We start from the raw sequence: 22,518 nt of genomic DNA on the forward strand, positions 1-22,518 counted from the left end.
GCGCACGAGCCCCCGCTGAACGCCCTGCTCGACGACCGCGAGGAGCGCGACGCCGCGGTCGAGGACATCATCGCCACCTACGCCGCCGGTGGGGCGGGCGCCCGGGGACTCTCGCTCAGTTTCCGCGCAGGACCTCGCGCAGGCGGGGGGCGAATCCGGCGGGGTCGTCCACGAAGGCGATGTGGCCGCCGGGGAAGAACGTCGGCTCCGTGCCGAGCGCCGCGGCGAGCGCGGTCGACGTGTGGTCGCAGAGCTGACCAGCCGACTCCTGGCCGATGCCGACCACGACGCGGACCGGTCCGGCGCGCAGGGCGGTGATGTCGGGCTGCCAGCGGGTGGTCCCGCGCATCTCGTGCAGGAACCAGAAGCGCTCGTCCGCGACCTGCTGCGGGTCGGGCTCGGCGGGCGGCGCCGGGGGCGCGCCGGCGGGCTCCTCGGCCCCGGGGGACACGATGTTGGCGTTGACCAGGAACTTGAACCAGGCGCCCGCGACGTCACCGGAGGCGTAGGTGGCGATGATGTCCTCGACCGCGGCGTCGCGCTCCTCGCGGTCGTCGAGCAGGGCGTTCAGCGGGGGCTCGTGCGCGATCACGGTGTGCACCCGCTCGGGGTGGGCGAGGGCGAGCGCCAGCGCGGTGACGGCGCCGCCGCTGGAGCCGAAGACCGTGGCCGGACCGGCGTCGAGGTGGGCCAGGAGCCGGGAGAGGTCGTCGGCGCGCATCTCCGGCGTCGAGTCCTGGCCGGGGTCGTCGAGGGTGCTGCGGTTGAGGCCTCGCGGGTCGGTGGTGAGCACGGTGTGGTCGGTGGCGAGCAGGTCGGCCAGCGGCGCGAAGGACACGGCGTGCATGGGGGCGCCGACGAGCACCACGAGGGGGCCGTGGCCCCGCACCTCGTAGTGCAGCGTGGCGTCGGGGACCCTGAGGGACCCGACGGTGACGGTCGTGGTGTGGTTCATGGGAAATCTCCTGGAACGAACAGTGCTCTGGAACGGTGTTGTGTTGTCCGGCCGTAACCGGCGTCCGGTCGGGCCGTGATGTCCGGTCGGAAGGGGAGACTCCCGTCGTGGGGAAGAATCGTCGCTTGTGAGCGAAGTTTTTTCCGTGCGGACCGCCGACCCGGCTGTGGAGGAGGCGGAGAACCCCGACCTGGAGCGGGCGCGTGGCGGGGACGACGCCGCGTTCACCCGCCTCGTACGGCCGTTGCACCGGGAGTTGCACGCCCACTGCTACCGCATGCTCGGCTCCACCCACGACGCCGACGACGCCCTGCAGGAGGCCCTGTTGCGGGCGTGGCGGGGGCTCGCGCGCTTCGAGGGCCGTGGTTCGCTGCGCTCGTGGCTCTACACCGTGGCCACCCGCACCTGCCTGGACGCCGTCGAAACCCGGAGCAGGCGGGCCCTGCCCGTCGATCTCGGCCCGTCCAGCGACCGTGCCGTGATCGGCGACGTCCCGCTGGCCGACGTCGCCTGGCTGGGCCCCTACCCCGACGCGGGCCTCAGCGACGGCCCGGCCGGTCCGGGGGCGCGCTACGAGCAGCGCGAAGCCGTCGAGATCGCCTTCGTCGCCGCCCTGCAGCACCTGCCGGGCAACCAGCGGGCGGCGCTGCTGCTGTTCGAGGTCCTCGGCTTCTCGGTCGCCGAGATCGCCGCCACGATGAACACCTCGGTCACATCGGTGAACTCCGCGCTGGCGCGGGCCCGCAAGGTCGTCGCGGAGCGGGTGCCCTCCCTCACCCAGCAGCGGACGCTGCGCCGGATCGGCGACGCGCGGGTGCGGGAGATCGTCGCCGGCTACTCCGCCGCGCTGGAACGCGGCGACGCCGACGCCCTGGTCGCGCTGCTCACTGAGGACGTCACCTGGTCGATGCCGCCGCTGGCGCACTGGTATCGCGGCATCGAGGCCGTCACCGACTTCGCCGTACGGCTCCCGCTGACCAGCTGCGGAGGCTGGCGGCACCTGACGACCGGCGCGAACGGCCAGCCCACCGTGGGCTCCTACCTCTGGGACGACGAGGCGGGCGCGTACCTCGGCTGGTCGATCGACGTGCTGACCCTGCGCGCTGAGCGGATCGCGGAGGTCACCTCGTTCGTCGGCTCTGGCCACTTCGCGGAATTCGGACTGCCCGCCGAACTGCCCTGACCCAGACGGCTACGTCCACCGCCCGCCGGGCGGGCACCGCCATTCGCCGGGCGGGCCCGCCATCCGTACGCGGCCCGGGACCCGCTTCCGGTCCCGGGCTTCGTCACGTGGTCAGCGGACGACGACGAAGTCGGTCGCCTGCCTGGGGGCGCGGTCGCGGGGCGGCGCCGCGGGGTGGCCGACGGCGACGGCGCCCATCGGGTCCCAGGTCTCGGGCAGGTCGAGCACCTCGCGGACCACGTCGCGGCAGAACATGGTGGAGGAGACCCAGGCCGAGCCCAGCCCCTCGACGGCGAGCTGGACCAGGAGGTTCTGCACCCCGGCGCCCGCCGCGACCACGAACATCTCCCGCTCGGCCGCGCTGCGCCGGTCGTCGCGGTAGGTGTGCGAACCATCCATGACCAGGCAGGGCACCACGAGGTACGGCGCGGCGCGCAGCACGTCTCCGCGCCTGATCCGCCTGGCGATCGACTCCTCGGAGAAGCCGTCGCCGCGCAGGTCGGCGATCCACGCCTCGCGCATGGCGTCGAGCAGCTTGGCGCGGACGCCGGGCGACTCCAGCAGGACGAACCGCCACGGGGTCGTGTGGTGCGGCGCGGGCGCGGCGATCGCGGCCTCGACCGCCCGGCGGACCTTGGCGCCGTCGACCGGATCGCCGGAGAACTCGCGGACGGTCCTGCGCGCGAAGAGCACGTCGCGCGAGCCGTACCGGAACATGTCGTCCTCGGCCCCGCGGATCAGCGGGCGGACGCCGGGGCCGTCCTCCGGCGTGGTGTACTCGGCCATCCCGCGGATCACCGCGACCGGGGTCTGCGTGAGCTTGCCCTTGACCAGGTCTCCCGCGGCGGCGAACTCGTCGGCCAGCGCGGTCATGGTGACCTCCAGCGCGTTGCCGTGGCCGTCGGACCGGCCCCGGTAGTCGAGCGCGGGGGTCACCCCGGCCACGCCGACGGCCATGTCGGTCTGGCCGTTGCGCCAGGGGCGGCCGAAGGTGTCGGAGACGATCACGCCGACCGAGACGCCGAGCCGCTTGGCGACGCTCGCGCGGACGGCCGCAGCCGAGGCGTCCGGATCGACGGGGAGCAGTACGACGGTGCCCGGCTCGGTGTTGGAGGCGTCGACCCCGGCGGCGGCCATGACGAAACCGTGCGCGGTCTGCGCGATCACCGTCTCGCCCCGGCGGGCGACGACCCGGGCCGTCTCGGCGGCGACGGCCTCGACCCGGTCGACGCCCCGGCGGACCCGGCCCTCGGCCTTGCTGGAGATCTTGGAGGTGACGACGAGGATGTCGCCGTCGCGGAGGTCCGGCGCGGCCGCGCAGATCAGCTCTCCGACGTCGTCGCCCTCGCCGACCTCGGGGATGCCGGGAATCGCGAAGATCTCCAGCCGTGCGTTCGCGTGACCGTCCCGCTCGTGACGGATCGTGCTCATCGGGAGGTCCCGTTCCGCGGCGTCGCGTTCCCGCTGTTCCCGCTGTTCCGGGCGTTTCCGGCGTCCCTGGTCTTCCCGGTGTCCCCGGTGTGCTCGCCGTTCCCGGTGTTCCGGGCGTTTCCGGTGTGCTTGGTGTTCCCGGTCTCGCCGCCGTCGCGGGAACCGGCGTCGAGGCCGGCGAGCGAGGTGGCCAGGTCGAGGGCCGCCCGGGCGATGGCCGCGGCCGAGTCGACGTCGTGCATGATCAGGGGGCGGGCCTCGACGCGTACGCCGTCGAGCCGGACTCCCGCGTCCTCCTCGGCGACCAGCCAGCCGTTCACCAGCCGCGAGCCGTACAGCTCCAGGACCGCCTGGGCCGTGGTCTCCACGCCGATCGCGGTCAGGCAGGCGTCGGCCATGCCGCGGACCGGGGCGCCGCCGACGATGGGGGAGACGCCGACGACCGTCTTGGCCTCCAGCGCCTCGCGGATGCCCTTGATCTGCAGGATCGTGCCGATGCTGACCACCGGGTTGGACGGCGGCAGGATCACCACGTCGGCGTCGGCGATGGCCTGGAGCACGCCGGGAGCCGGGCGGGCGTCGTCCGCGCCGACCAGGATGATCTGCTCGGCGGGCACGGAGGCGCGCAGCCGTACCCACCACTCCTGGAAGTGGACGGCCCGGCGTCCCCGGTCGTCGGAGACGACCACGTGGGTCTCGGTCCGGTCGTCGCTCATCGGGATCAGCCGCACGCCCGGCTGCCAGCGCGCGCACAGCGCCTCGGTGACCGCCGACAGCGGGTATCCGGCCGCGAGCATCTGGGTGCGCACGATGTGGGTGGCGAAGTCGCGGTCGCCCAGGCCGAACCACTGGGGCTCGACGCCGTAGGCGGCCAGCTCCTCCTTGACGACGTGCGTCTCCTTCTGCCTGCCCCAGCCCTGCTCCTCGTCGATGCCGCCGCCCAGGGTGTACATCACGGTGTCGAGGTCGGGGCAGACCTGTAGCCCGTACAGGGTGATGTCGTCACCGGTGTTGCCGATGACGGTGATCTCGGAGTCGGGTGCGGCGGTCAGGAGGCCACGCAGGAAACGGGCGCCGCCAATTCCGCCGGCGAGGGAGACAATGCGCATGCCGTCCAGTGTTCCACTGCCGGTACCGCACTGTTCGAAGGCCCCGTCGTCAAGGGGAGCGGGCGAGTTGTCTTGATCGTTATCAGACGCGTCTTCGCTGGCAGGATCATCTCCCAAGCTGTCCGAAATATGTCGTAATAGGGTGCTATGAAGTACTTATGAGATTCCTGGGCTTCCCGGGTCTCCCGCCACCTAAGTCGGCCGTGTGCAAAACTTGGCCCGGGTTTACCTGAGAACCCTTTGGGGGAAGTTGTGATCAATGTCGAGGCGGGCCGCCTCCGAGAACCCGCTGCGTGGCTCATGGTCGCCGTGGCGTCGACGGGCGTTCTCATCGGCGTGGAGCAACTGCTTTTCGGTGACTCGTCCTCGGCGTCCTTCGCCTTCCGCGCCGCGACCCACGTGAGCGGCCTCACCTCGCCCGTGACCGCCGCGCTCCTCGTCGGCGCCGTGCTGCTGGCGGGCCGCGCGGGCCCCGCGATCGGGCGGCTCAAGCTCATGGTCCAGACAGCCGTGGGCACGCTCGGCCTGGCGGCGCTGTTCGGCACGGTCGGCCTTTTCGGCGGCCTGTTCGCCGGCGAGACGTCCATCTGGCAGAAGATCGAGTTCCTCGTCGTGAACCTCCCGGCCCTCGCGCTGACCGGGATCGCCCTGGCCTACCTGCTGCCGAGGATGGCCGCCGCCGGCTCCGCCGCGGGCGGCTCCCGTGTGAAGGGCGGCTTCGCCCCGCCCGCCGAGCAGCGCTTCCAGGACGAGCAGCGCTTCCAGGAGCAGCGTCCCCACGAGCAGCAGTACGCCGGGCCGCAGGGGCACCCCCAGCAGGGCGGTCCCGTCGGCCCCCAGACCGGTGCGCACGGCCCGCAGTCAGGCCAGCTCCCGCCCCAGGGCCTCCCCGGCCAGGACCCGGCCTCCCCGCAGTCCTTCCCCGTGCAGGAGGCGGCCCAGCAGGGTTCCCACGCCCAGGAGCAGGCCCGTCAGCACGGCTTCCCGCAGCAGGACCCCGCCTCCCCGCAGGGGCTCCACCCCCAGGAGCAGACCTTCCCGCAGGGTTCCCGCGCCCAGGAGCAGGTCCAGCAGCACGGCTTCGCGCAGGGGGACTCCGCGCAGTATGGCCTGCCGCAGCACGAGCCCGCCACGCAGTACGGCCTCCCGCCGCAGGACCCCGCCACGCAGTACGGCTACCCGCAGCAGCCCACTCCCCAGCCCGTCCCTGTCCAGCTTCCCTACAGCCCGCCCGCGCTTCCCCCCGCGCCGAGCTCCAGCGGCTCGACGGGCGGCTCCGAGGGGTACGGCTCCGACGGATACGGCCAGACCTCCCCGTCGAACGACTCCTACTCCCACACCTCCCAGCCGTCCTACGCCCAGCCGGGCGATGGCCAGTCGTACGGCGCCCAGTCCTCCTCCTACGGCCGCCCCCAGGCGCAGCCCGGATCCCCGGCCTCCTCCGAGTCCTACACCACCGGCTCGTACGGCTCCGCCGACGTCCAGCCCGCCGCGCAGGCCCAGCCGTACGAGCAGCAGGCCGCGGCGTACGACCCGCTGGGGACCGCCTACGACCCGCCCGCCTACGTCTCGGTCGAGCAGTCGCCGTCCTCGGCCTACACCGACCCGCAGCTGCCGAACTACCCCTCACCCACCGAGTCCCCGACGTCCCAGACATCTCAGGTGTCCCCGGCGTCCCCGGCCTCCGGTTACGTCCGGCAGGCGGACCAACCGACCTCCTTCTACGGGTCGCAGCCGGAGATGTCGCCGTACGGGTCCTCCGACGGTCAGCCGAGGCCGCCCTTCGAGGGGCAGCACTCCTTCCCGCCCGCCCCCAGGTCCGAGCAGCAGGCCTCCCAGGTCTCGCAGGACTCCTTCTACGGGTCGTCCTCGGAGACCCACCGGTCGCAGCCGGAGGCGTCGCCGTACGGGTCCTCCGACAGCCAGCCGAGACTCTCCTTCGAGGGGCAGCACTCCTTCCCGCAGCCGCCGGAGAACTACGGCCAGCCGTTCACCGGTTACTCCGGTGCGGAGTACGCCCGCCAGACCGAGCCGAACCTGCACTACCCGGCGCCCGACCCGGTCGACCCCCGTTCCCAGCAGATGGCGCAGGCCTACCAGCAGGCGGAGAACTACCAGCAGCAGTCGCAGGCCGGGGAGCCGCAGCCGAGGGGCTCCGAGTACCCCGACTACACCTCCTCGCAGGCGGGCGGCTCCTACGACGACCGGTTCGGCCACCCACAGGGCCACCAGGCGTCGCAGTCGCAGCCGCAGGGGGCGCAGCAGTACCAGCAGCAGTGGGAGGCCGCCCCGGCGGAGACCACGCTGAGGTTCGACCCGAACGCCTACCAGGGCGACGCGCTCAGCGGGCCCACCCCCGCGGGCAGGTCATGGGACTCCCAGCCCATAGACCCCACCGCGATATACAAGCCCGAGCGCTCGTCGCAGGTCACAGGAGAGGAAACCCCGGATAGAGAAAGGGTGGGCCCCGGTCAGGATCAGAACATGTCCTGGTACGGTTCCGACCGCCGAGAGCACTGAACGTGCCAGGCGATCGTCACGGGCCTCCGGGGGGATCGCCGCACGGGCAGGCACACGACCCAGAACCGGGGAGAGCAGGTCTTTCTCCGGATACCGGCATGCCGCTTGACGTCACACAGGCCACGCGCGTGTAATTACACACGTGTTGTTACGCCTTCCTCCAGGTGGGTAAGAGGGGGGCGTTCATGGGGGGCTCCATTTGCGGGCAGGTGGCAGGGAGGTGTGCAGTGGCCGACCTGGTCATCGCACAGGACGACAGCATCGCTGAAGAGCAGCTTGGTTGGCAGGAGCGCGCGCTGTGCGCGCAGACCGACCCCGAGGCGTTCTTCCCGGAGAAGGGGGGATCGACCCGGGAGGCCAAAAAGGTCTGCCGCTCATGCGAGGTGCGTGCCGAATGCCTTGAGTACGCCCTTGAGCATGATGAGCGATTCGGGATCTGGGGGGGTCTCTCGGAACGGGAACGCCGCAGGATCAAGCGTGAGGCGGTCTGAGCAAGAGTGGTTCACGCGCTCGTTCGGAGTGCTTGATCATATATCCATGGGTCACGTGGTCCCAGACCACGTGACCCATTTTTCATTCATCAGGCATAGCTCGATATAGGGTGCCGTATCGTTGTCGCGCCGATCATCAGCTCCTCCTGAAGCACGGGACGCATGTCCATCACCGACTCTCCCCGCCCCCACCACACCGTCACCGCGATCGTCGTGGCCCACGACGGTGCTCGCTGGCTGGGGGAGACCCTTGACGCGCTGCTGCGGCAGACTCGCCCGATCGACCGGGCGGTCGGGGTCGACAACGGCAGCCGGGACGGCAGCGCCGCGCTGCTGACCGGCACCCTCGGGCCCAACGCCGTGCTCACCCTCCCGCGTTCCACGAGCTTCGGCCAGGCCGTGACCGAGGTCCTCGACCGGCTGGGACCGGCCGGGGGCCAGGAGTGGATCTGGCTGCTGCACGACGACTGCGCGCCCGGCGAGGGAGCCCTGGAGGCCCTCCTGCGGGCCGCCGACGAGGACCCCAAGGCCGGGGTGCTCGGCCCCAAACTCCTCGACTGGCTGGACCGGCGGCTCCTGCTGGAGGTCGGCGTCACCGTCGACCTGCGGGGCCGCAGGGACACCGGCCTCGACCCCCGTGAGTTCGACCAGGGGCAGTACGGCGGCGCCAGGGACGTGCTCTCGGTCTCGACCGCCGGAATGCTGGTCCGCAGGGACGTCTGGGACGAGGTCGGCGGCCTCGACCCCTTCCTGCCGCTGTTCCGGGACGACCTCGACCTGTGCTGGCGGGTCAGGACCGCCGGATACCGGGTGCGCAACGTCACCGACGCGGTCGCCTGGCACGCCGAGGCCGCCGCCAGGCGCCGCCGCCGCATCACCGTCAGCGGCGACCACCCCCGGCGCCTGGACCGCCGCAACGCCATGTTCGTGGTCATGGCGAACCTGCCGCTGCGGTCGCTGCCGTGGGCGCTGGCCCGCAACATCGCGGGCTCCCTGTTCCACACGCTGCTGTTCCTGCTCGCCAAGCGGCCCGCGGACGCGCTGGACGAGGTCCTCGCGCTGGGCTCGGTGCTCCGGCATCCCGGCCGGATCGTCAGGGCACGCCGGGCCCGCGCGTCGGGCCGGAGACAGAACCGGGCGGCGGCGACCGCGCTGCTCACCCCGCCGGGCGCCGGCTACCGGCGGCTGGCCGACCGGTTCCAGAGCTACCTGGCGGGGACCGGTTTCGTGGAGTCGGCCGGACGTCACCACGCCGCGACCCCCTCGCAGGAGGACGGCGAGGAGCTGCTCACCGACGACGCCGGGGCGATGCGGCGGATCTTCAGCAATCCGGGGACGCTGCTCTTCCTGATCCTGACCGTCGTCACGCTGGTCGCCGAGCGCGGCCTGATCGGCGGCTCCCGGCTGGGCGGCGGTGCGCTCGTGCCGGTGACCGGCGGCTCGTCCGACCTGTGGAACCTCTACGTCGAGGGCTACCACCAGGCGGGGCTGGGCGGGGACGCGTGGGCCCCGCCGTACGTCGCGGTGCTCGCCGCGCTGGCCACCGTGCTGTTCGGCAAGACATGGCTCGCCGTCACGGTGCTGCTGCTCGGCTGCGTGCCGCTGGCCGGGCTCTCGGCGTACGCGGCGACCCGGACGATGATCCGGGGCCGGTGGACCCGCGTCTGGCTGGCCGCGTCGTACGCCCTGCTGCCCGTCGCCACCGGCGCCGTCGCCGCCGGGCGCCTCGGCAGCGCCGTCGTCTTCGTGCTGCTGCCCCTCTACGCGGCGCTGGCCACCAGGCTGCTCACCGGAGAGGCCCGCCGGGCCCGCCGCGCCGCCTGGGGTCTCGGCCTCCTGCTCGCCGTCGGCACGGCCTTCGCCCCCCTCGTCTACCCGCTGACGCTGATCCTCGGCGCGCTGGCCGCCCTCGCCTTCCCCCGCAGGGGCCTGACCGGCTCGGTGGTGATCGCGTTCGGCGTCCCGGTCGCGCTGCTGTTCCCCTGGCTGGCCCAGGTGGTCAGGAGCCCGGGGCAGCTGCTGCTGGAGGCGGGCCTGCACCAGCCGGGCCTGGTCGACGCCGCGCTGCCCGCCTCGTCGCTGCTGCTGCTCAGCCCCGGCGGCCCCGGCATGCCGCCGCTCTGGGTGACCGGCGGCCTGATCGCCGCCTGCCTGGCCGCGCTGCTGATGCGCCGCAACCGGATGGTCGTGGCAGTCGGCTGGGGCGTCGCGCTCTTCGGCCTGCTGGTGGCGATCCTGGTCAGCCGGACCGCCGTCACCTCGCTGAACGCCGACGCGCAGGCCCCCGCCTGGCCGGGAGTACCGCTGACCCTCGCCGCGACCGGCATGCTCATGGTCGCCGCGCTCACCGCCGACCGGATCGCCGAGTTCAGGGCGGCGGGCGGGGTGCGCAGGCTCGCCGCGCTCGTCGTCGTGCTGATCGCCTTCTCCACCCCGGTGCTCGCGGCGGGCATGTGGATCACCAGGGGCGTCGGCGGCCCGATCGACGGCAACGTCCGGGACGTCATGCCCGCGCTGGCCGCGCTCAACTCGGGCGGCGGCGAACGGACCCTGCTCCTGCGTTCGAGGGACGACGGCCTGACCTTCACCGTGCTGCGCGGCCGTACCCCGCTGGTCGGCGAGGCCGACATCCCCACGCCGCCGGGCCCCAGGGAGCGGGTCGCCGTCGCGGCGGCCGGGCTGGTCTCGGGGCGGGGCGGCGACGACGCCGGAGTGCTGGCGGCCTACGGGATCCGGTTCGTCGTGGTGAGCCCGCCGGTCAGCCCGGAGATCAGTCACGCGCTGGACTCCCAGCCGTCCCTGGCCAGGATGAGCCTGTCGCGCACGCTCGGAGTGTGGCGGCTGACCCAGCCGATCGCGATACCCCCGGCGTCGCCGGGCGACCCCTGGCACGGCCGCTGGCTCTGGACGCAGGCCGTACTGGTGCTGATCGTCTCGATCCTGGCCGCACCCGGCTCGCGGGCCGCCGACGGCGCCGGGGGCCACCCCTCCCATGACATGTCCGAGTCCGGCAGAGAGCCGTCGCCCCGATGAAGTCCCTGATCGAGAACCGGTTCAGTCTCCTCGCCCTGGTCCTGGTCGCGCTGCTCGCCCTGTACGGCGTGGCCTCGGCGACCCAGCCCCGCCCCCTCGCCAAGCCCGCGCCGGGCCTCAGGCAGGTCCCCGTCGCCTCCGTGACGGCCGTCTGCCCCGACCCCGGGGAGACCACCGTCGGCGTCGTCACCCCGCCGGGCGGCCAGGGACCGGGCGGCGTCAGGCTCGTCGCCGACGGCAAACTCCTCGACGCCCCGCAGGTCCCCGGCAACCTCAGACAGGAGAAGGTGCCCGCCGGATCCGGGCCGCTCGTCGTGACGGCGACCGGAAGCATGGCGGCGGGCCTGGAGGCGTCGCAGACCCGCAGGGAGACCTCGGGCACGCACCGGGGCCTGGCCGGGACGCGGTGCGTGGAGCCCGCCGCGAGCACCTGGCTGATCGGCCCCGGGCCCGCCGCCGCCGACGTCGTGCTCCACCTCGCCAACCCCGACCTCGCCCAGGCCACCGTGGAGGTCATGGTCTACGCCGGGGAGGGGCCGGTGGTCGACGACTCCGGCGGCCTGATCGTCCTGCAGCCGGGCGAGAGCCGGGCGATCGACCTCAAGAAGATCGCGCCCTCGCCGCTCGTCATGGCGGTCGAGGTGCGTACCAGCTCCGGCAGGGTCACCGCGGCGGCCCGGGCCGTCATGCACGGCGGCCGGGGCGTCGACTGGCTGCCGGTCTCCGCGCCCCCCGCCACCCGCGTCGTGGTCCCCGGCGTCCCGGGCGGCGGAGGCGGGCGCCAGCTGCTGGTCGCCTCCACCGCCGAGACCGACACCCTGGTCGACATCAAGGCGCTCACCCCGGACGGGACCTACGCGCTCAAGGACAAGGAGGTGCTGGAGGTGCCCGCCCAGTCCGTCGCCACCCTCGACCTGTCGACCGCCGTCGCCGGGCAGCCGACCGCGCTCCTGCTCACCTCGGAGACCCCCATCGTGGCCGGGGTGGTCGTCACCGGGGAGGGGAAGAAGACCGACGTGGCCTTCACCGCCGGGGCCGCCCCGATCGATCTGGGCAGCGTGGTCGCCGACAACCGCGCGGGCGGCGACAAGGGCTCCCGGCTGGTGCTGACCGCGCCGGAGACGGCGGGCAAGGTGAGCGTGCGGGTGCTGCCGCGCGAGGGGACGGCGCCGGAGCCGTTCGAGGTGGACATCCCCGCCGGCCGTACCAGACAGGTCAGCCTGCCCAAGGCCGACGGCGCCTTCGCGGTGCTGGTGCTGCCGGTGCAGGGCTCCGGACCGGTGTACGGCGGGCGGGTGATGGACGAGCGGATCAAGAAGGGACTGGCGCTGACCGTCCAGCCGCTGGCCGCGGCCCGCATATGGGCGCTCGTCCCCCCGATGACCGAGTCGGTGGCCGCCGTACTGCCCTAGCGGTACTGCCCTGGCCGTACTGCCCTGGCCGTACTGCCCTGGCCGTACTGCCCTGGCCGTACTGCCTTCGCGGCGGCCGGCGGTCGGCCGCCGGCGGCGTTGCGGGCCCGGACGGGTCAGTCCTCGTCGTATCCCGGGTCGATCGACTCGGGGGACAGACCCAGCAGGCCGGCGACCTGCTCGACCACGGTGTCGTGCACCAGCGCGCCGAGCTGGTCGCGGTCGCGGGCCCTGGCCTCCAGGGGACGCCGGTAGATGATCACGACGGCCGGGCGTTTCCCCGCGGCGGGCTCGGAGCGGCCGAACGGGATCGGCTCCCCGGAGAGCAGCCCGGGACCGTCGCCCAGCTCGCTGATCGGCGGCACCTCCTCGACCGCGAACTCGACGGCCGCCAGCTGGCTGCTCCAGCGCGGTCTGAGCCGGTCGACGGCGTCCAGGACGAGATCGTCGAAGCGCTCGCTGCGTGATTTGGCGATCGGCACGTGAGAGGGCGCCAGCGGGCCTCGCATGCCGCGACCGTGCCGATCGCGTCTGCGCGGAGGGCGGGGTCTTCTACCGGGTGCCGGGCTCACGGGCCAAGCTTAGACGCGCATCAGGCGGAGGTGGGAGGGGGTTGATTTCGGGGTGCGTAAGCCGTACAGGGGGGTGGAAGCCGGGACACGTGTCCGAATTGTGGCGACACGCTCGTTAAGAGCGCTCAGATAGTGGCGCCTCGGACGCTTACCGGATACGGTCCCACCGTGAGCCCCGTCCGCCGCTGTTCCCGCACCGCGTGCAGTCAGCCTGCCGTATTCACGCTCACGTACGTCTACGCCGACTCGACCGCTGTTCTCGGGCCCTTGGCGACGTACGCCGAGCCGCACTGCTACGACCTGTGCGCCGAGCATGCCGAGCGGCTCACCGCGCCCCGCGGCTGGGAGGTCGTGCGTCTTCCCAGCGACGGCGCCCCCCCGAGTACCGACGATCTCGAAGCGCTGGCCAACGCCGTCCGCGAGGCGGCCAGACCGGCCCCGACGAACGGCACCGAGCCCGTGGGGCAGGGCGTCGAGGTCGGGCGCCGCGGCCACCTGCGGGTGTTGCGCTCCGCTCAGCCCCAGCGTGACCGCTGACCCCGCTAGGCTGGGGGCGGCAGAGACGAGCTAAAGGGGCGGAGCTGGAGTGGGCGACCTCGCCAGGATCTTCAAGGCGTACGACGTGCGCGGCGTCGTGCCGGATGAGCTAGACGAGGAGACCGCCGAGGCGATCGGCGCGGCCTTCGCGGAGGTGACCGGTGCCGGGACCGTGGTGGTCACGCATGACATGCGTGCCTCCTCCGGGCCGCTGGCCGCGGCCTTCGCCCGTGGCGTGACCTCACGCGGGGCCGACGTGGTCGACACCGGCCTCGGTTCGACCGACATGCTCTACTACGCCAGCGGCAGCCTCGGCCTGCCCGGCGTGATGTTCACCGCCAGCCACAACCCGGCCCGTTACAACGGCATGAAGATGTGCAGGGCCGGCGCCGTGCCGATCGGCGGTGAGACCGGGCTCGTCGAGATCCGCGACAGGGCCGCCGAGATCCTCGCCTCGGGGATCGGCGGCGAGGGCGGCGGCACGGTGTCCCGGCGGGACCTGCTGCGGGGCTACGCCGACCACCTGCGCACGCTGGTCGACCTGTCCGGCGTCCGGCCGCTGAGGGTCGTGGTCGACGCGGGCAACGGGATGGCGGGGCACACCGTCCCCGTGGTGCTCGACGGGCTTCCCCTGGAGCTGACCGCCCTCTACTTCGAGCTCGACGGCACCTTTCCCAACCACGAGGCCAACCCGATCGAGCCGGAGAACCTGCGCGACCTGCAGAAGGCCGTGCTCGACGCCGGCGCGGACATCGGCCTGGCCTTCGACGGCGACGCCGACCGCTGCTGGGTCGTCGACGAGCGCGGAGAGTCGGTCTCCCCGTCCACGATCACCGCGCTGGTCGCGACGCGCGAGCTGGCCAAGCAACCGGGCGCCACGATCATCCACAACCTGATCACCTCGCGGGGCGTTCCCGAGATCGTCGCCGAGCACGGCGGCCTGCCGGTCCGCACCCGCGTCGGCCACTCCTTCATCAAGGCCGAGATGGCCAGGACCGGCGCGATCTTCGGTGGCGAGCACTCCGCGCACTACTACTTCAAGGACTTCTGGTTCGCCGACACCGGCATGCTGGCCGCGCTGCACGTGCTGGCCGCACTGGGCGAGCAGGACCGGCCGCTGTCGGAGATCCTCGCGGGTTACGCACGCTACGCCGCCTCGGGAGAGATCAACAGCACGGTCGCCGACCAGCGGGCCGCGACCGCGCGGGTCAGGGAGATGTACGAGGGCCGTGACGACGTCACCTTCGACGAGCTGGACGGACTGACCGTCTCGGGTCCCGGGTGGTGGTTCAATCTTCGTCCGTCCAACACCGAGCCGCTGCTCAGGCTGAACGCCGAGGCGGCCGACGAGATTCGGATGGCGGCGATCAGGGACGAAGTCCTCGCCGCCGTGAGGAGCTGAGCGAGTGAAGATCGACGACTGGTTGCTGGAGATCCTGGCCTGCCCCAACTGCAAGTCCCCGCTGCGCGCGGAGCCGGAGCTGGACGAGCTGTCGTGCACCTCCGCCTCGTGCGGCCTGGTGTATCCCGTCCGGGACGACATCCCGGTCCTGCTGGTCGACGAGGCCAGGAAGTCGTGAACTGGGAGCCCGATCGGCTCGACGATCAGAGACGGCTGACCGACGGCGACCCCTCGGGCATGCTGCGCGCGGTGGCCGCCTCGGCGGCGCAGGTGCGCACCTCCCACCGGATCGCGCGTGAGGCGGATCTGAGCTCGGTGGCCGGGGACGGCAGGCCCAGGTCCATCGTGGTCGCGGGCATGGGGGGTTCGGGCATCGCCGGTGACATCCTCAGCGCGGTGTGCGGTTACGGCGTCCCGCTGCCGATCGTGACCGTGCGGTCGTACCGCCTGCCCGGCTGGGTCGGCGCGACCGACCTGGTGATCGCGGTCTCGCGCTCGGGGAAGTCCGAGGAGACGGTCGCGGTGGCCATGGAGGCCGTGCGCAGGGGATGCCGCCTGCTCGCCCTGGCGGAGGCCGGCTCGCCGCTGCACGCGGTCGCCCAGCAGGCCGGCGCGCCGTTCGTGCCCGTCACCACCGGGGGGCAGCCGCGCGCCGCCGTCTGGGCGCTGTCGATCCCGCTGGTGGTCGTGGCCGCGGAGCTGGGCCTGCTCCAGGTCGACGACGAGGTGTTCGAGGCCGTGGCAGAGCGCCTGGAGGACGTCGCCCACCGCTGCCGCCCGGCGAGCGAGTCCTTCATCAACCCGGGCAAGTCGCTGGCCATGGAGCTGGCCGGGACGGTGCCGATGATCTGGGGATCGTCCCCGGTGGCGGCCGTCGCCGCCTACCGGTGGGCCAGCCAGCTCAACGAGAACGGCAAGTATCCGGCCGTCTGGGGAGAGATCCCGGAGGTCAACCACAACCAGGTGGTCGCCTTCGACGGCCCGCTGGCCCAGCGCGACATCTTCGCCGACGAGACGGGCCTGTCCCTGCGGCTGTTCATGCTGCGCGACGTCGAGGAGCATCCGCAGGTGGTACGGCGCCGCGAGGCGTCGGTGCGCATGGCCGAGGACCGGGGCGTACCGGTCACCCAGGTCGTCGCGGAGGGGCTGCATCCGCTGGAGCGGCTCGCGACGCTGATAGAGCTGGGTGACTTCGCGAGTACGTACCTCGCCCTGGGGTACGGGATCGACCCGACCCCTGTGTCGGCCATCACAGAGCTTAAGTCGAGAATTTCCCAATAGGATCCTCTCGTCTTTTTCGGAGTAAACGAGCGGAGGCTGTCGTGAGCGCGGGCGGCGGTACAAAGGCGATCATCGCGGCATTGAGCGCGAACCTCGCGATCGCGGCGGCCAAGTTCGTCGCCTTCATAATCACGACGTCGTCGTCGATGCTCGCGGAGTCGATCCACTCGCTCGCCGACTCGGGCAACCAGGTGTTGCTGCTGGTCGGAGGGAAGCGGGCCGAACGGAAGCGGACTCCGGAGCATCCGTTCGGCTACGGCCGGGAGCGATACTTCTACGCCTTCGTGGTCGCGGTCGTGCTGTTCACGATCGGCGCGCTCTTCTCCCTCTACGAGGGCTGGCACAAGATCCAGGACCCGCATCCGGTGGAGACGCCGATCGTGGCCTTCGGAGTGCTGATCTTCGCGATCGTCGCCGAGAGTTTCTCCTTCCGCACCGCGATCAAGGAGTCCAATCCGCTCCGCGGCAAGCAGACCTGGATGCAGTTCATCCGCCGCTCCAAGTCGCCCGAGCTTCCCGTGATCGTGCTGGAGGACCTGGGCGCCCTGGTCGGCCTGGTCCTGGCGCTGGTCGGCGTGACGCTCGCGGTGATCACCGGCAACGGAGTCTGGGACGGCGTCGGCACGATGGCGATCGGCGTCCTGCTCGCCGTCATCGCCATCATCCTGGCGATCGAGACCAAGTCGCTGCTGATCGGTGAGAGCGCGGGTCCCGAGGTCGAGCGGCAGATCGTCACCGCGCTGGAAGGCACGCCCGCGGTCGCCCGGGTCATCCACATGCGCACGCTCCACCTGGGTCCCGAGGAGATCCTGGTCGCCGCGAAGATCGCGGTGGACCACGACGACACGGCCGCGGAGGTGGCCCGGGGCATCGACGACGCCGAACGGCGCATCCGCGAGGCCGTGCCGATGGCCCGCGTCATCTACCTGGAGCCCGACCTCGACAAGGCCAGGACGGGCGGTCTTCCCCAGGAGAGGCACTCGGCCAACGGCCGCGCCTGAACGCGGGCGGCATCCCGGCCCGGAGCGGAGGCCGGGCCGCGTCCGGTGTGAAGGACGCACGGGACATCAAGGACCCCGGGGCGGCCCGCTCCGGGGTCCTTCTCGTACGCGGTCTCCCGGCCCGGTGCCCCGACACGGCCCACGTCCCTCCGAGGGACCCGTCCGAGGCTCAGGGCCGGGGGACCACCAGGCCCGACTCGTAGGCGTGGATGACCGCCTGGGTGCGGTCGCGCAGGCCCAGCTTGGCCAGCAGCCGGGCCACGTGGGTCTTGACGGTGTGCTCGGTCACCACGAGGTGCGCGGCGACCTCGGCGTTGGACAGCCCCCTGGCGATCAGCCGCAGCACCTCCGCCTCGCGCGGGGTCAGCGGGCCGTCGGCCGGAGCGGGGCGCCGCTGCCGGGAGAACTCGGCGATCAGCCGCCTGGTGATCTTCGGGGCGAGCAGCGCGTCGCCGCGCGCGACCGTCCGGACCGCCTCGGCCAGGTCGTTCGCCCGGACGTCCTTGAGGAGGAACCCGCTCGCCCCCGCGGTGAGTGCGTCGTACACGTAGTCGTCCAGGTCGAACGTGGTGATCATGATGACCCTGGTCGCCTCGGTCGCAAGGATCCGGCGGGCGGCCTCGAGGCCGTCCATCTCCGGCATCCGGATGTCGAGGAGCGCGACATCCGGGTGGGTCTCCCGGGCCAGCCGTACGGCCTGCGCGCCGTCCGGGGCGGTGCCCACGACGGCGAGGTCGGGCTGCGCCCTGAGCACCGCGGCGAACCCTCGCAGCACGATCGGCTGGTCGTCGGCGATCAGTACGCGGATCCGCTCGCCTTCCGGCACGGTGCCGGAGGCACCGGTGGCTCCGGGCATGCCGGTGGCTCCGGGAAGACCCGGGGCGCCGGTGGCTCCGGGAAGACCGGTGGCTCCGGGAACGCCGGGGGTGCCGGGGAGGTCGGGAGAGGCCGGGGGACGGCCGGAGGAGGTCATTCGAGCGGGAGCCCCGCCTGGATGAGGAAGCCCCCCGCGGGGCCGGGACCCGCCGTGAACCAGCCGCCCAGGGCCAGGGCGCGTTCCCGCATGCCGACCAGGCCGTGCCCGTTCGAGGTGTCGCCCGCGGGGCCGGGGCCGTCGTCGGTGATCCGCAGCGCCAGCAGGGCGGGGCGGTAGGCGATCTCGATCGACACGCGGGCCCCCGGCGCGTGGACGCGGGCGTTGGTCAGCGCCTCCTGGACGATCCGGTAGGCCGAGATGTCCACGGCCTGCGGAAGCGGTACGGCCTCGCCGACGACGTCGAGGTCCACCTCGCCCTCGTGCCGCTCGATCAGCTCGGGGAGCCGCGCCAGCCCCGGTTGTGGCGCGGTCTCCGGGGCGGCGGTGATGTCGGCGCGCAGTACGCCCAGCAGCCTGCGCATCTCGGTGAGCGTGGTGCGCGCCGAGGTCGCGATCTCCGCGAACTCCCGCTTCGCCCGGTCGTCCAGGCCGTCGAGCGTGTAGGACGCGGTCTCGGCCTGCACGGCGATCATCGAGACCGAGTGGGCCACGATGTCGTGCATCTCTCTGGCGATCCTGGCCCGCTCGGCCATCGCGGCCTGCTTTCTGAGGTTCTCCAGGTTGTCGGCGCGTACCTCGTTGATCTTCGCACGACTGCGCTGCGCGTAGGCGAAGGAGGCCACGGCGACGGCGGTGACGAACATCGCGAGGGCCCAGAAAACCATCCGCCTCTCGTCGCTGGCGAAGCTCAGCAGCGAGCCGATTTCGCTGCGCCAGACCACGAACAGCAGGAAGACGACCGTCACCGAGCCGCCGAACAGCAGGACGCCGACCCGGCTCAGCCCGGTCAGGACCGTGTGGAGGGTGAGCGCGCCGGACAGGAGCACGGCGACGGGGGGATCGTAGATCAGGGCCCCGGTGTAGAAGAGGCCGAGCGCACCGAGAGCGGTCAGCAGGACGGACAGCCCGGGATGACCGCGGCGCAGCGCCTGCGGCAACGTGGCGAGCATCGCGGCCGCCATCGCGGGGAAGGATCGGGTGTCGAGTTGGACGATGGCGAGGACGGCGAGCAGGAGACTCACCGCGAGGTCCGTGAGCGGAGACTCGGCGACCCGCCCGAGGTCGAGGTCCTTGAGCCGCCGCTCGGCCTCGCCCAGCTTGGTTGTGGCGTTCATGGGGAGAATTGTCGTGACAGGCGCATCTGGCGTCGTCACTCCTGGGAGCGACCTTGGGGCCCGGCCCAGAGCGTCTAGGGGCGGCCCTGGAGGAGGCGCAGGGCCTTCTCCTTCTCGAAGTCCAGTGCTCTGCGCGGGGCCTGGAGGCGGCCGATGCGCAGTCCGAGGTCCCGTACGGCCTGCGCCACCGCGGGCTCGCTCAGCACCCGCAGCGCGAACGACAGCTCGGCGGGGGAGATGTCGAAGCGCTTCTCCAGCTCCACCCCCTGGGCCACCGCCGCGAGCTCCTCGGGGCCGAACCGCCGGTGCGCCCCCTGGGTCCTGACCGGCGGCAGCAGGCCGAGGGCCTCCCGGTAGCGGAGCATCCTGGGGGACATGCCCAGCCGCCTGGCGGCCTCGGTGATCCGCATCTCCGCCCCTTTCCAAGTCTCTTTTGGTAAAACTCACATTCTTATGTCAGGTTAGCGGCTCGTGGGGTGCGCCGGGTGGTGTCGGCCGCCTAAACTCACTTCGTCGACTTTCCGGTGGAGAGGCGAGCCGTGCCCGGGAGGGAAGCGGGATCGTGGTCCCGGCGTGTCCGGTGAGACCTGCGAGACCAGAGTGTCCGGTGAGGGTACGAGGCGCGCGAGACCATCAACCAGAGGGGTAATTCATGGACTTCAAGGTCGCCGACCTTTCCCTTGCCGCCTTCGGGCGCAGGGAGATCCAGCTCGCCGAGCACGAGATGCCGGGTCTGATGGCCATCCGCGAGGAGTACGCCGACGCCCAGCCGCTGGCCGGGGCGAAGATCATGGGCTCTCTGCACATGACCATCCAGACCGCCGTGCTGATCGAGACGCTGGTCGCCCTCGGTGCCGAGGTCCGCTGGGTGAGCTGCAACATCTTCTCCACCCAGGACCACGCGGCCGCGGCCGTCGTCGTCGGCCCCAACGGCACCGTCGACGACCCGCAGGGCGTGCCGGTCTTCGCCTGGAAGGGCGAGACCCTGGAGGAGTACTGGTGGTGCACCGAGCAGGCGCTCGTGTGGCCCGGCGGTGACGGCCCCAACATGATCCTCGACGACGGCGGCGACGCCACCCTGCTCGTCCACAAGGGCGTCGAGTACGAGAAGGCCGGAGCCGTCCCCAGCGCCGCCGAGGACGACGCCGAGGAGTGGAAGGTCATCCTCGAGCTGCTCCACCGCACGGTCGGCCCCGAGAAGAAGTGGACCGAGATCGCCTCGCGCATCAAGGGCGTCACCGAGGAGACCACCACCGGCGTCCACCGCCTCTACGAGATGTTCAAGGCGGGCTCGCTGCTCTTCCCGGCGATCAACGTCAACGACTCGGTGACCAAGTCGAAGTTCGACAACAAGTACGGCTGCCGCCACTCGGTCATCGACGGCCTCAACCGCGCCACCGACGTGCTGATCGGCGGCAAGGTCGCGGTCGTGGCCGGTTACGGCGACGTCGGCAAGGGCTGCGCCGACGCCCTCAAGGGCCAGGGCGCCCGCGTCATCGTCACCGAGATCGACCCGATCTGCGCGCTCCAGGCGGCCATGGACGGTTTCCAGGTCACCACGCTGGAGGACGTCGTCGGCATCGCCGACATCTTCGTCACCACGACCGGCAACTTCGACATCATCACCGCCGACCACATGGCGCAGATGAAGCACAACGCCATCGTCTCCAACATCGGTCACTTCGACAACGAGATCGACATGGCCGGCCTGGCCAGGATCCCCGGCATCGTCAAGACCGAGGTCAAGCCGCAGGTCCACACCTGGACCTTCTCCGACGGCCGCCAGATCATCGTGCTCGCCGAGGGCCGCCTGATGAACCTGGGCTGCGCCACCGGCCACCCCTCGTTCGTCATGTCCAACTCGTTCACCAACCAGGTGATCGCCCAGATCGAGCTGTTCACCAAGACCGAGCAGTACCCGGTCGGCGTCTACGTGCTGCCCAAGCACCTCGACGAGAAGGTCGCCCGTCTCCACCTCGACGCCCTCGGCGTGAAGCTCACCAAGCTCACCAAGGTCCAGGCGGAGTACATCGGCGTCGACGTCGAGGGCCCCTACAAGGCCGACCACTACCGCTACTGATCGGCCGGCCTCCCGAGGGCGCCCCGAGGGGCGCCCTGGGATCGGGCGCCGATCCGATCGTTCCACCGGCCCCCGCGAGTCCCGCGGGGGCCTTCGGGCAATCTGGGGAGAAACGTGGACAGCGCGCTGACCGCCGCCGGGGAGCGGCGGATCGGATGGGCGGCGCGGGCGATGCCGGTGCTCACCGCGATCGGGGAGCGTTTCGCCGCCGAGGCGCCCCTGGAGGGGCTGCGGATCGCCGCCTGCCTGCACGTGACCGCCGAGACCGCGGTCCTCATGGGCGCGCTGAGGGCGGGCGGAGCTGAGATCGCGCTGGCCGCCTCCAACCCGCTGTCCACCCAGGACGACGTCGCCGAGGCGCTCGGCGCCTACGGCGTCCGCGTCCACGCCCGCGCCGGAGTGGACCGGCGGACCTACTACGAGCACATCCACCAGGCGCTCGACATCGTCCCCCACCTCGTCCTCGACGACGGCTGCGACCTGGTCAACATCCTGCACACCGAGCGGACCGAGCTGCTGGAGACGGTCTCCGGGGGCTGTGAGGAGACCACGACCGGGATCATCAGGCTCCGGCAGATGGCCGCCGAACAGGCCCTGAGGTTCCCCGTCGTCGCGGTCAACGACACCCGCACCAAGCGGATGTTCGACAACCGGTACGGCACCGGCCAGTCCACCATGGACGGCATCATGCGCGCCACCAACACCCTGCTCGCGGGCAAGGTCGTGGTGGTCGCCGGATTCGGCTTCTGCGGCCGGGGCGTGGCCGAGCGGGCCAGAGGGCTGGGCGCGAGGGTGGTCGTCACCGAGATCGACCCGGTCAAGGCGCTGGACGCCTCGCTGCAGGGCTACGACGTACAGCCCATGGCCAGGGCCGCCGGGACGGGGGACGTGTTCGTCACCGTCACCGGCAACCGCGACGTCATCAGGGGCGAGCACCTGGCGGTGATGAAGGACGGCGCGATTCTCGCCAACGCGGGCCACTTCGACGTCGAGATCGACGTCAGGGCCCTGGAGGAGCTGGCGCACGCCGTACACCCGGGAGTGCGTCCCAACACCGACGAGTACGTCCTGGCCGACGGGCGCAGGCTTCTGCTGCTCGCCGAGGGCCGTCTGGTGAACCTCACGGCCGCCGAGGGCCATCCGGCGGCCGTCATGGACATGTCCTTCTCCGCGCAGGCGCTCGCCGTGGCCTGGCTGGCCCGTGAGCGTTCGCGGCTGGAGCCGGGCGTCTACGACGTGCCGGGAGAGGTCGACGTGGAGGTGGCGCGGCTCAAGCTCGCGGCGGCGGCCATCGAGGTCGACGTGCTGACCCCCGAGCAGGAGGGCTACCTCCACTCCTGGCGTCTGGGCTCGTGACGCC

18 protein-coding genes and 1 pseudogene are annotated in these 22,518 nt (G+C 72.0%); 12 read left to right on the forward strand and 7 right to left on the reverse strand.

What is annotated here, in order from left to right:
* Positions 1 to 115 precede the first annotated feature (115 nt).
* The gene (locus AB0N02_RS04205; RefSeq protein ID WP_363942540.1) at positions 116 to 955 is read right to left on the reverse strand and encodes an alpha/beta hydrolase; all 840 of its coding nucleotides are present in this window, start codon (positions 953 to 955) and stop codon (positions 116 to 118) included.
* 127 nt (positions 956 to 1,082) lie between these two features.
* On the opposite strand from AB0N02_RS04205, the gene AB0N02_RS04210 reads away from it, so the two are divergent.
* A complete protein-coding gene (locus AB0N02_RS04210; protein WP_363942542.1) occupies positions 1,083 to 2,138 on the forward strand; it encodes a sigma-70 family RNA polymerase sigma factor in 1,056 nt (351 codons plus the stop codon).
* 111 nt (positions 2,139 to 2,249) lie between these two features.
* On the opposite strand, the gene AB0N02_RS04215 is transcribed toward AB0N02_RS04210, so the two are convergent.
* Together AB0N02_RS04215 and cofD are read right to left on the reverse strand one after the other, a co-directional pair.
* Positions 2,250 to 3,569 (reverse strand): coenzyme F420-0:L-glutamate ligase, encoded by a 1,320-nt coding sequence (locus AB0N02_RS04215; protein ID WP_363942545.1) that lies wholly within the window; start codon positions 3,567 to 3,569, stop codon positions 2,250 to 2,252.
* A 179-nt stretch (positions 3,570 to 3,748) separates the two neighbouring features.
* Positions 3,749 to 4,678 (reverse strand): annotated as a pseudogene (cofD, locus tag AB0N02_RS04220) (2-phospho-L-lactate transferase); the annotation flags it as partial.
* 252 nt (positions 4,679 to 4,930) lie between these two features.
* Between cofD and AB0N02_RS04225 the strand changes: the two are divergent.
* The 4 genes from AB0N02_RS04225 (at position 4,931) to AB0N02_RS04240 (ending at position 12,134) form a co-directional block, all read left to right on the forward strand.
* Positions 4,931 to 7,198 carry a hypothetical protein gene (locus AB0N02_RS04225; RefSeq protein WP_363942548.1) on the forward strand — a complete coding sequence of 756 codons (2,268 nt, stop codon included), beginning with the start codon at positions 4,931 to 4,933 and terminating at the stop codon, positions 7,196 to 7,198.
* 227 nt (positions 7,199 to 7,425) lie between these two features.
* Entirely contained in the window at positions 7,426 to 7,689 is a 264-nt protein-coding gene (locus tag AB0N02_RS04230; RefSeq protein WP_184712987.1) for a WhiB family transcriptional regulator, read from the forward strand.
* A gap of 162 nt (positions 7,690 to 7,851) precedes the next feature.
* Positions 7,852 to 10,722 (forward strand): glycosyltransferase family 2 protein, encoded by a 2,871-nt coding sequence (locus tag AB0N02_RS04235; protein WP_363942549.1) that lies wholly within the window; start codon positions 7,852 to 7,854, stop codon positions 10,720 to 10,722.
* Positions 10,719 to 12,134 (forward strand): DUF5719 family protein, encoded by a 1,416-nt coding sequence (locus AB0N02_RS04240; protein WP_363942551.1) that lies wholly within the window; start codon positions 10,719 to 10,721, stop codon positions 12,132 to 12,134. Before AB0N02_RS04235 ends, AB0N02_RS04240 begins: the two co-directional genes overlap by 4 nt.
* 116 nt (positions 12,135 to 12,250) lie before the next feature.
* Here the strand turns inward: AB0N02_RS04240 and AB0N02_RS04245 are convergent, their stop codons facing one another.
* Positions 12,251 to 12,643, reverse strand: coding sequence for a metallopeptidase family protein (locus AB0N02_RS04245; RefSeq protein ID WP_363942553.1), 393 nt, complete (start codon positions 12,641 to 12,643; stop codon positions 12,251 to 12,253).
* 231 nt (positions 12,644 to 12,874) lie between these two features.
* Here AB0N02_RS04245 and AB0N02_RS04250 point away from each other — a divergent pair, with 231 nt between their 5' ends.
* From AB0N02_RS04250 to AB0N02_RS04270, 5 genes are read left to right on the forward strand one after another with little or no spacing between them, the layout of a single operon-like run.
* Entirely contained in the window at positions 12,875 to 13,243 is a 369-nt protein-coding gene (locus AB0N02_RS04250; RefSeq protein ID WP_363942554.1) for a DUF3499 domain-containing protein, read from the forward strand.
* Between the two features lie 49 nt (positions 13,244 to 13,292).
* On the forward strand, positions 13,293 to 14,645 hold the full coding sequence (locus AB0N02_RS04255; RefSeq protein WP_363942556.1) for a phosphomannomutase/phosphoglucomutase: 1,353 nt from the start codon (positions 13,293 to 13,295) through the stop codon (positions 14,643 to 14,645).
* Positions 14,646 to 14,649: 4 nt separating this feature from the next.
* A complete protein-coding gene (locus tag AB0N02_RS04260) occupies positions 14,650 to 14,823 on the forward strand; it encodes a Trm112 family protein (RefSeq protein ID WP_363942558.1) in 174 nt (57 codons plus the stop codon).
* Entirely contained in the window at positions 14,820 to 15,926 is a 1,107-nt protein-coding gene (locus tag AB0N02_RS04265; protein ID WP_363942561.1) for a bifunctional phosphoglucose/phosphomannose isomerase, read from the forward strand. Before AB0N02_RS04260 ends, AB0N02_RS04265 begins: the two co-directional genes overlap by 4 nt.
* 41 nt (positions 15,927 to 15,967) lie before the next feature.
* Complete coding sequence (locus AB0N02_RS04270; RefSeq protein ID WP_363942563.1) at positions 15,968 to 16,927, forward strand: cation diffusion facilitator family transporter; 960 nt, start codon at positions 15,968 to 15,970, stop codon at positions 16,925 to 16,927.
* Positions 16,928 to 17,096: 169 nt separating this feature from the next.
* Here the strand turns inward: AB0N02_RS04270 and AB0N02_RS04275 are convergent, their stop codons facing one another.
* The 3 genes from AB0N02_RS04275 to AB0N02_RS04285 all read right to left on the reverse strand — a co-directional run bounded on the left by AB0N02_RS04275 (position 17,097) and on the right by AB0N02_RS04285 (position 19,488).
* The gene (locus AB0N02_RS04275; RefSeq protein WP_363942566.1) at positions 17,097 to 17,783 is read right to left on the reverse strand and encodes a response regulator transcription factor; all 687 of its coding nucleotides are present in this window, start codon (positions 17,781 to 17,783) and stop codon (positions 17,097 to 17,099) included.
* Positions 17,784 to 17,896: 113 nt separating this feature from the next.
* Positions 17,897 to 19,078, reverse strand: a complete 1,182-nt coding sequence (locus tag AB0N02_RS04280) for a sensor histidine kinase (protein WP_363942568.1) — start codon at positions 19,076 to 19,078, stop codon at positions 17,897 to 17,899.
* A gap of 74 nt (positions 19,079 to 19,152) precedes the next feature.
* On the reverse strand, positions 19,153 to 19,488 hold the full coding sequence (locus AB0N02_RS04285; RefSeq protein WP_363942570.1) for a MerR family DNA-binding transcriptional regulator: 336 nt from the start codon (positions 19,486 to 19,488) through the stop codon (positions 19,153 to 19,155).
* A 242-nt stretch (positions 19,489 to 19,730) separates the two neighbouring features.
* On the opposite strand from AB0N02_RS04285, the gene ahcY reads away from it, so the two are divergent.
* On the forward strand, positions 19,731 to 21,158 hold the full coding sequence (gene ahcY, locus AB0N02_RS04290) for an adenosylhomocysteinase (RefSeq protein WP_363942572.1): 1,428 nt from the start codon (positions 19,731 to 19,733) through the stop codon (positions 21,156 to 21,158).
* A gap of 114 nt (positions 21,159 to 21,272) precedes the next feature.
* Positions 21,273 to 22,514, forward strand: a complete 1,242-nt coding sequence (locus tag AB0N02_RS04295; RefSeq protein ID WP_363942574.1) for an adenosylhomocysteinase — start codon at positions 21,273 to 21,275, stop codon at positions 22,512 to 22,514.
* Positions 22,515 to 22,518 lie beyond the last annotated feature (4 nt).

Origin of the sequence: Streptosporangium sp. NPDC051022 (assembly GCF_040683035.1) — a bacterium.
Taxonomy (GTDB): Bacteria; Actinomycetota; Actinomycetes; order Streptosporangiales; family Streptosporangiaceae; genus Streptosporangium.

Excerpts from the sequence above, each read along its gene's own strand:
- AB0N02_RS04205 (WP_363942540.1), bottom strand. The coding sequence starts at position 955 with ATGAACCACACCACGACCGTCACCGTCGGGTCCCTCAGGGTCCCCGAC.
- AB0N02_RS04215 (WP_363942545.1), bottom strand. The coding sequence starts at position 3,569 with ATGAGCACGATCCGTCACGAGCGGGACGGTCACGCGAACGCACGGCTG.
- AB0N02_RS04235 (WP_363942549.1), top strand. The coding sequence starts at position 7,852 with ATGTCCATCACCGACTCTCCCCGCCCCCACCACACCGTCACCGCGATC.
- AB0N02_RS04240 (WP_363942551.1), top strand. The coding sequence starts at position 10,719 with ATGAAGTCCCTGATCGAGAACCGGTTCAGTCTCCTCGCCCTGGTCCTG.
- AB0N02_RS04245 (WP_363942553.1), bottom strand. The coding sequence starts at position 12,643 with ATGCGAGGCCCGCTGGCGCCCTCTCACGTGCCGATCGCCAAATCACGC.
- AB0N02_RS04275 (WP_363942566.1), bottom strand. The coding sequence starts at position 17,783 with ATGCCCGGAGCCACCGGTGCCTCCGGCACCGTGCCGGAAGGCGAGCGG.
- AB0N02_RS04280 (WP_363942568.1), bottom strand. The coding sequence starts at position 19,078 with ATGAACGCCACAACCAAGCTGGGCGAGGCCGAGCGGCGGCTCAAGGAC.
- AB0N02_RS04285 (WP_363942570.1), bottom strand. The coding sequence starts at position 19,488 with ATGCGGATCACCGAGGCCGCCAGGCGGCTGGGCATGTCCCCCAGGATG.
- ahcY (WP_363942572.1), top strand. The coding sequence starts at position 19,731 with ATGGACTTCAAGGTCGCCGACCTTTCCCTTGCCGCCTTCGGGCGCAGG.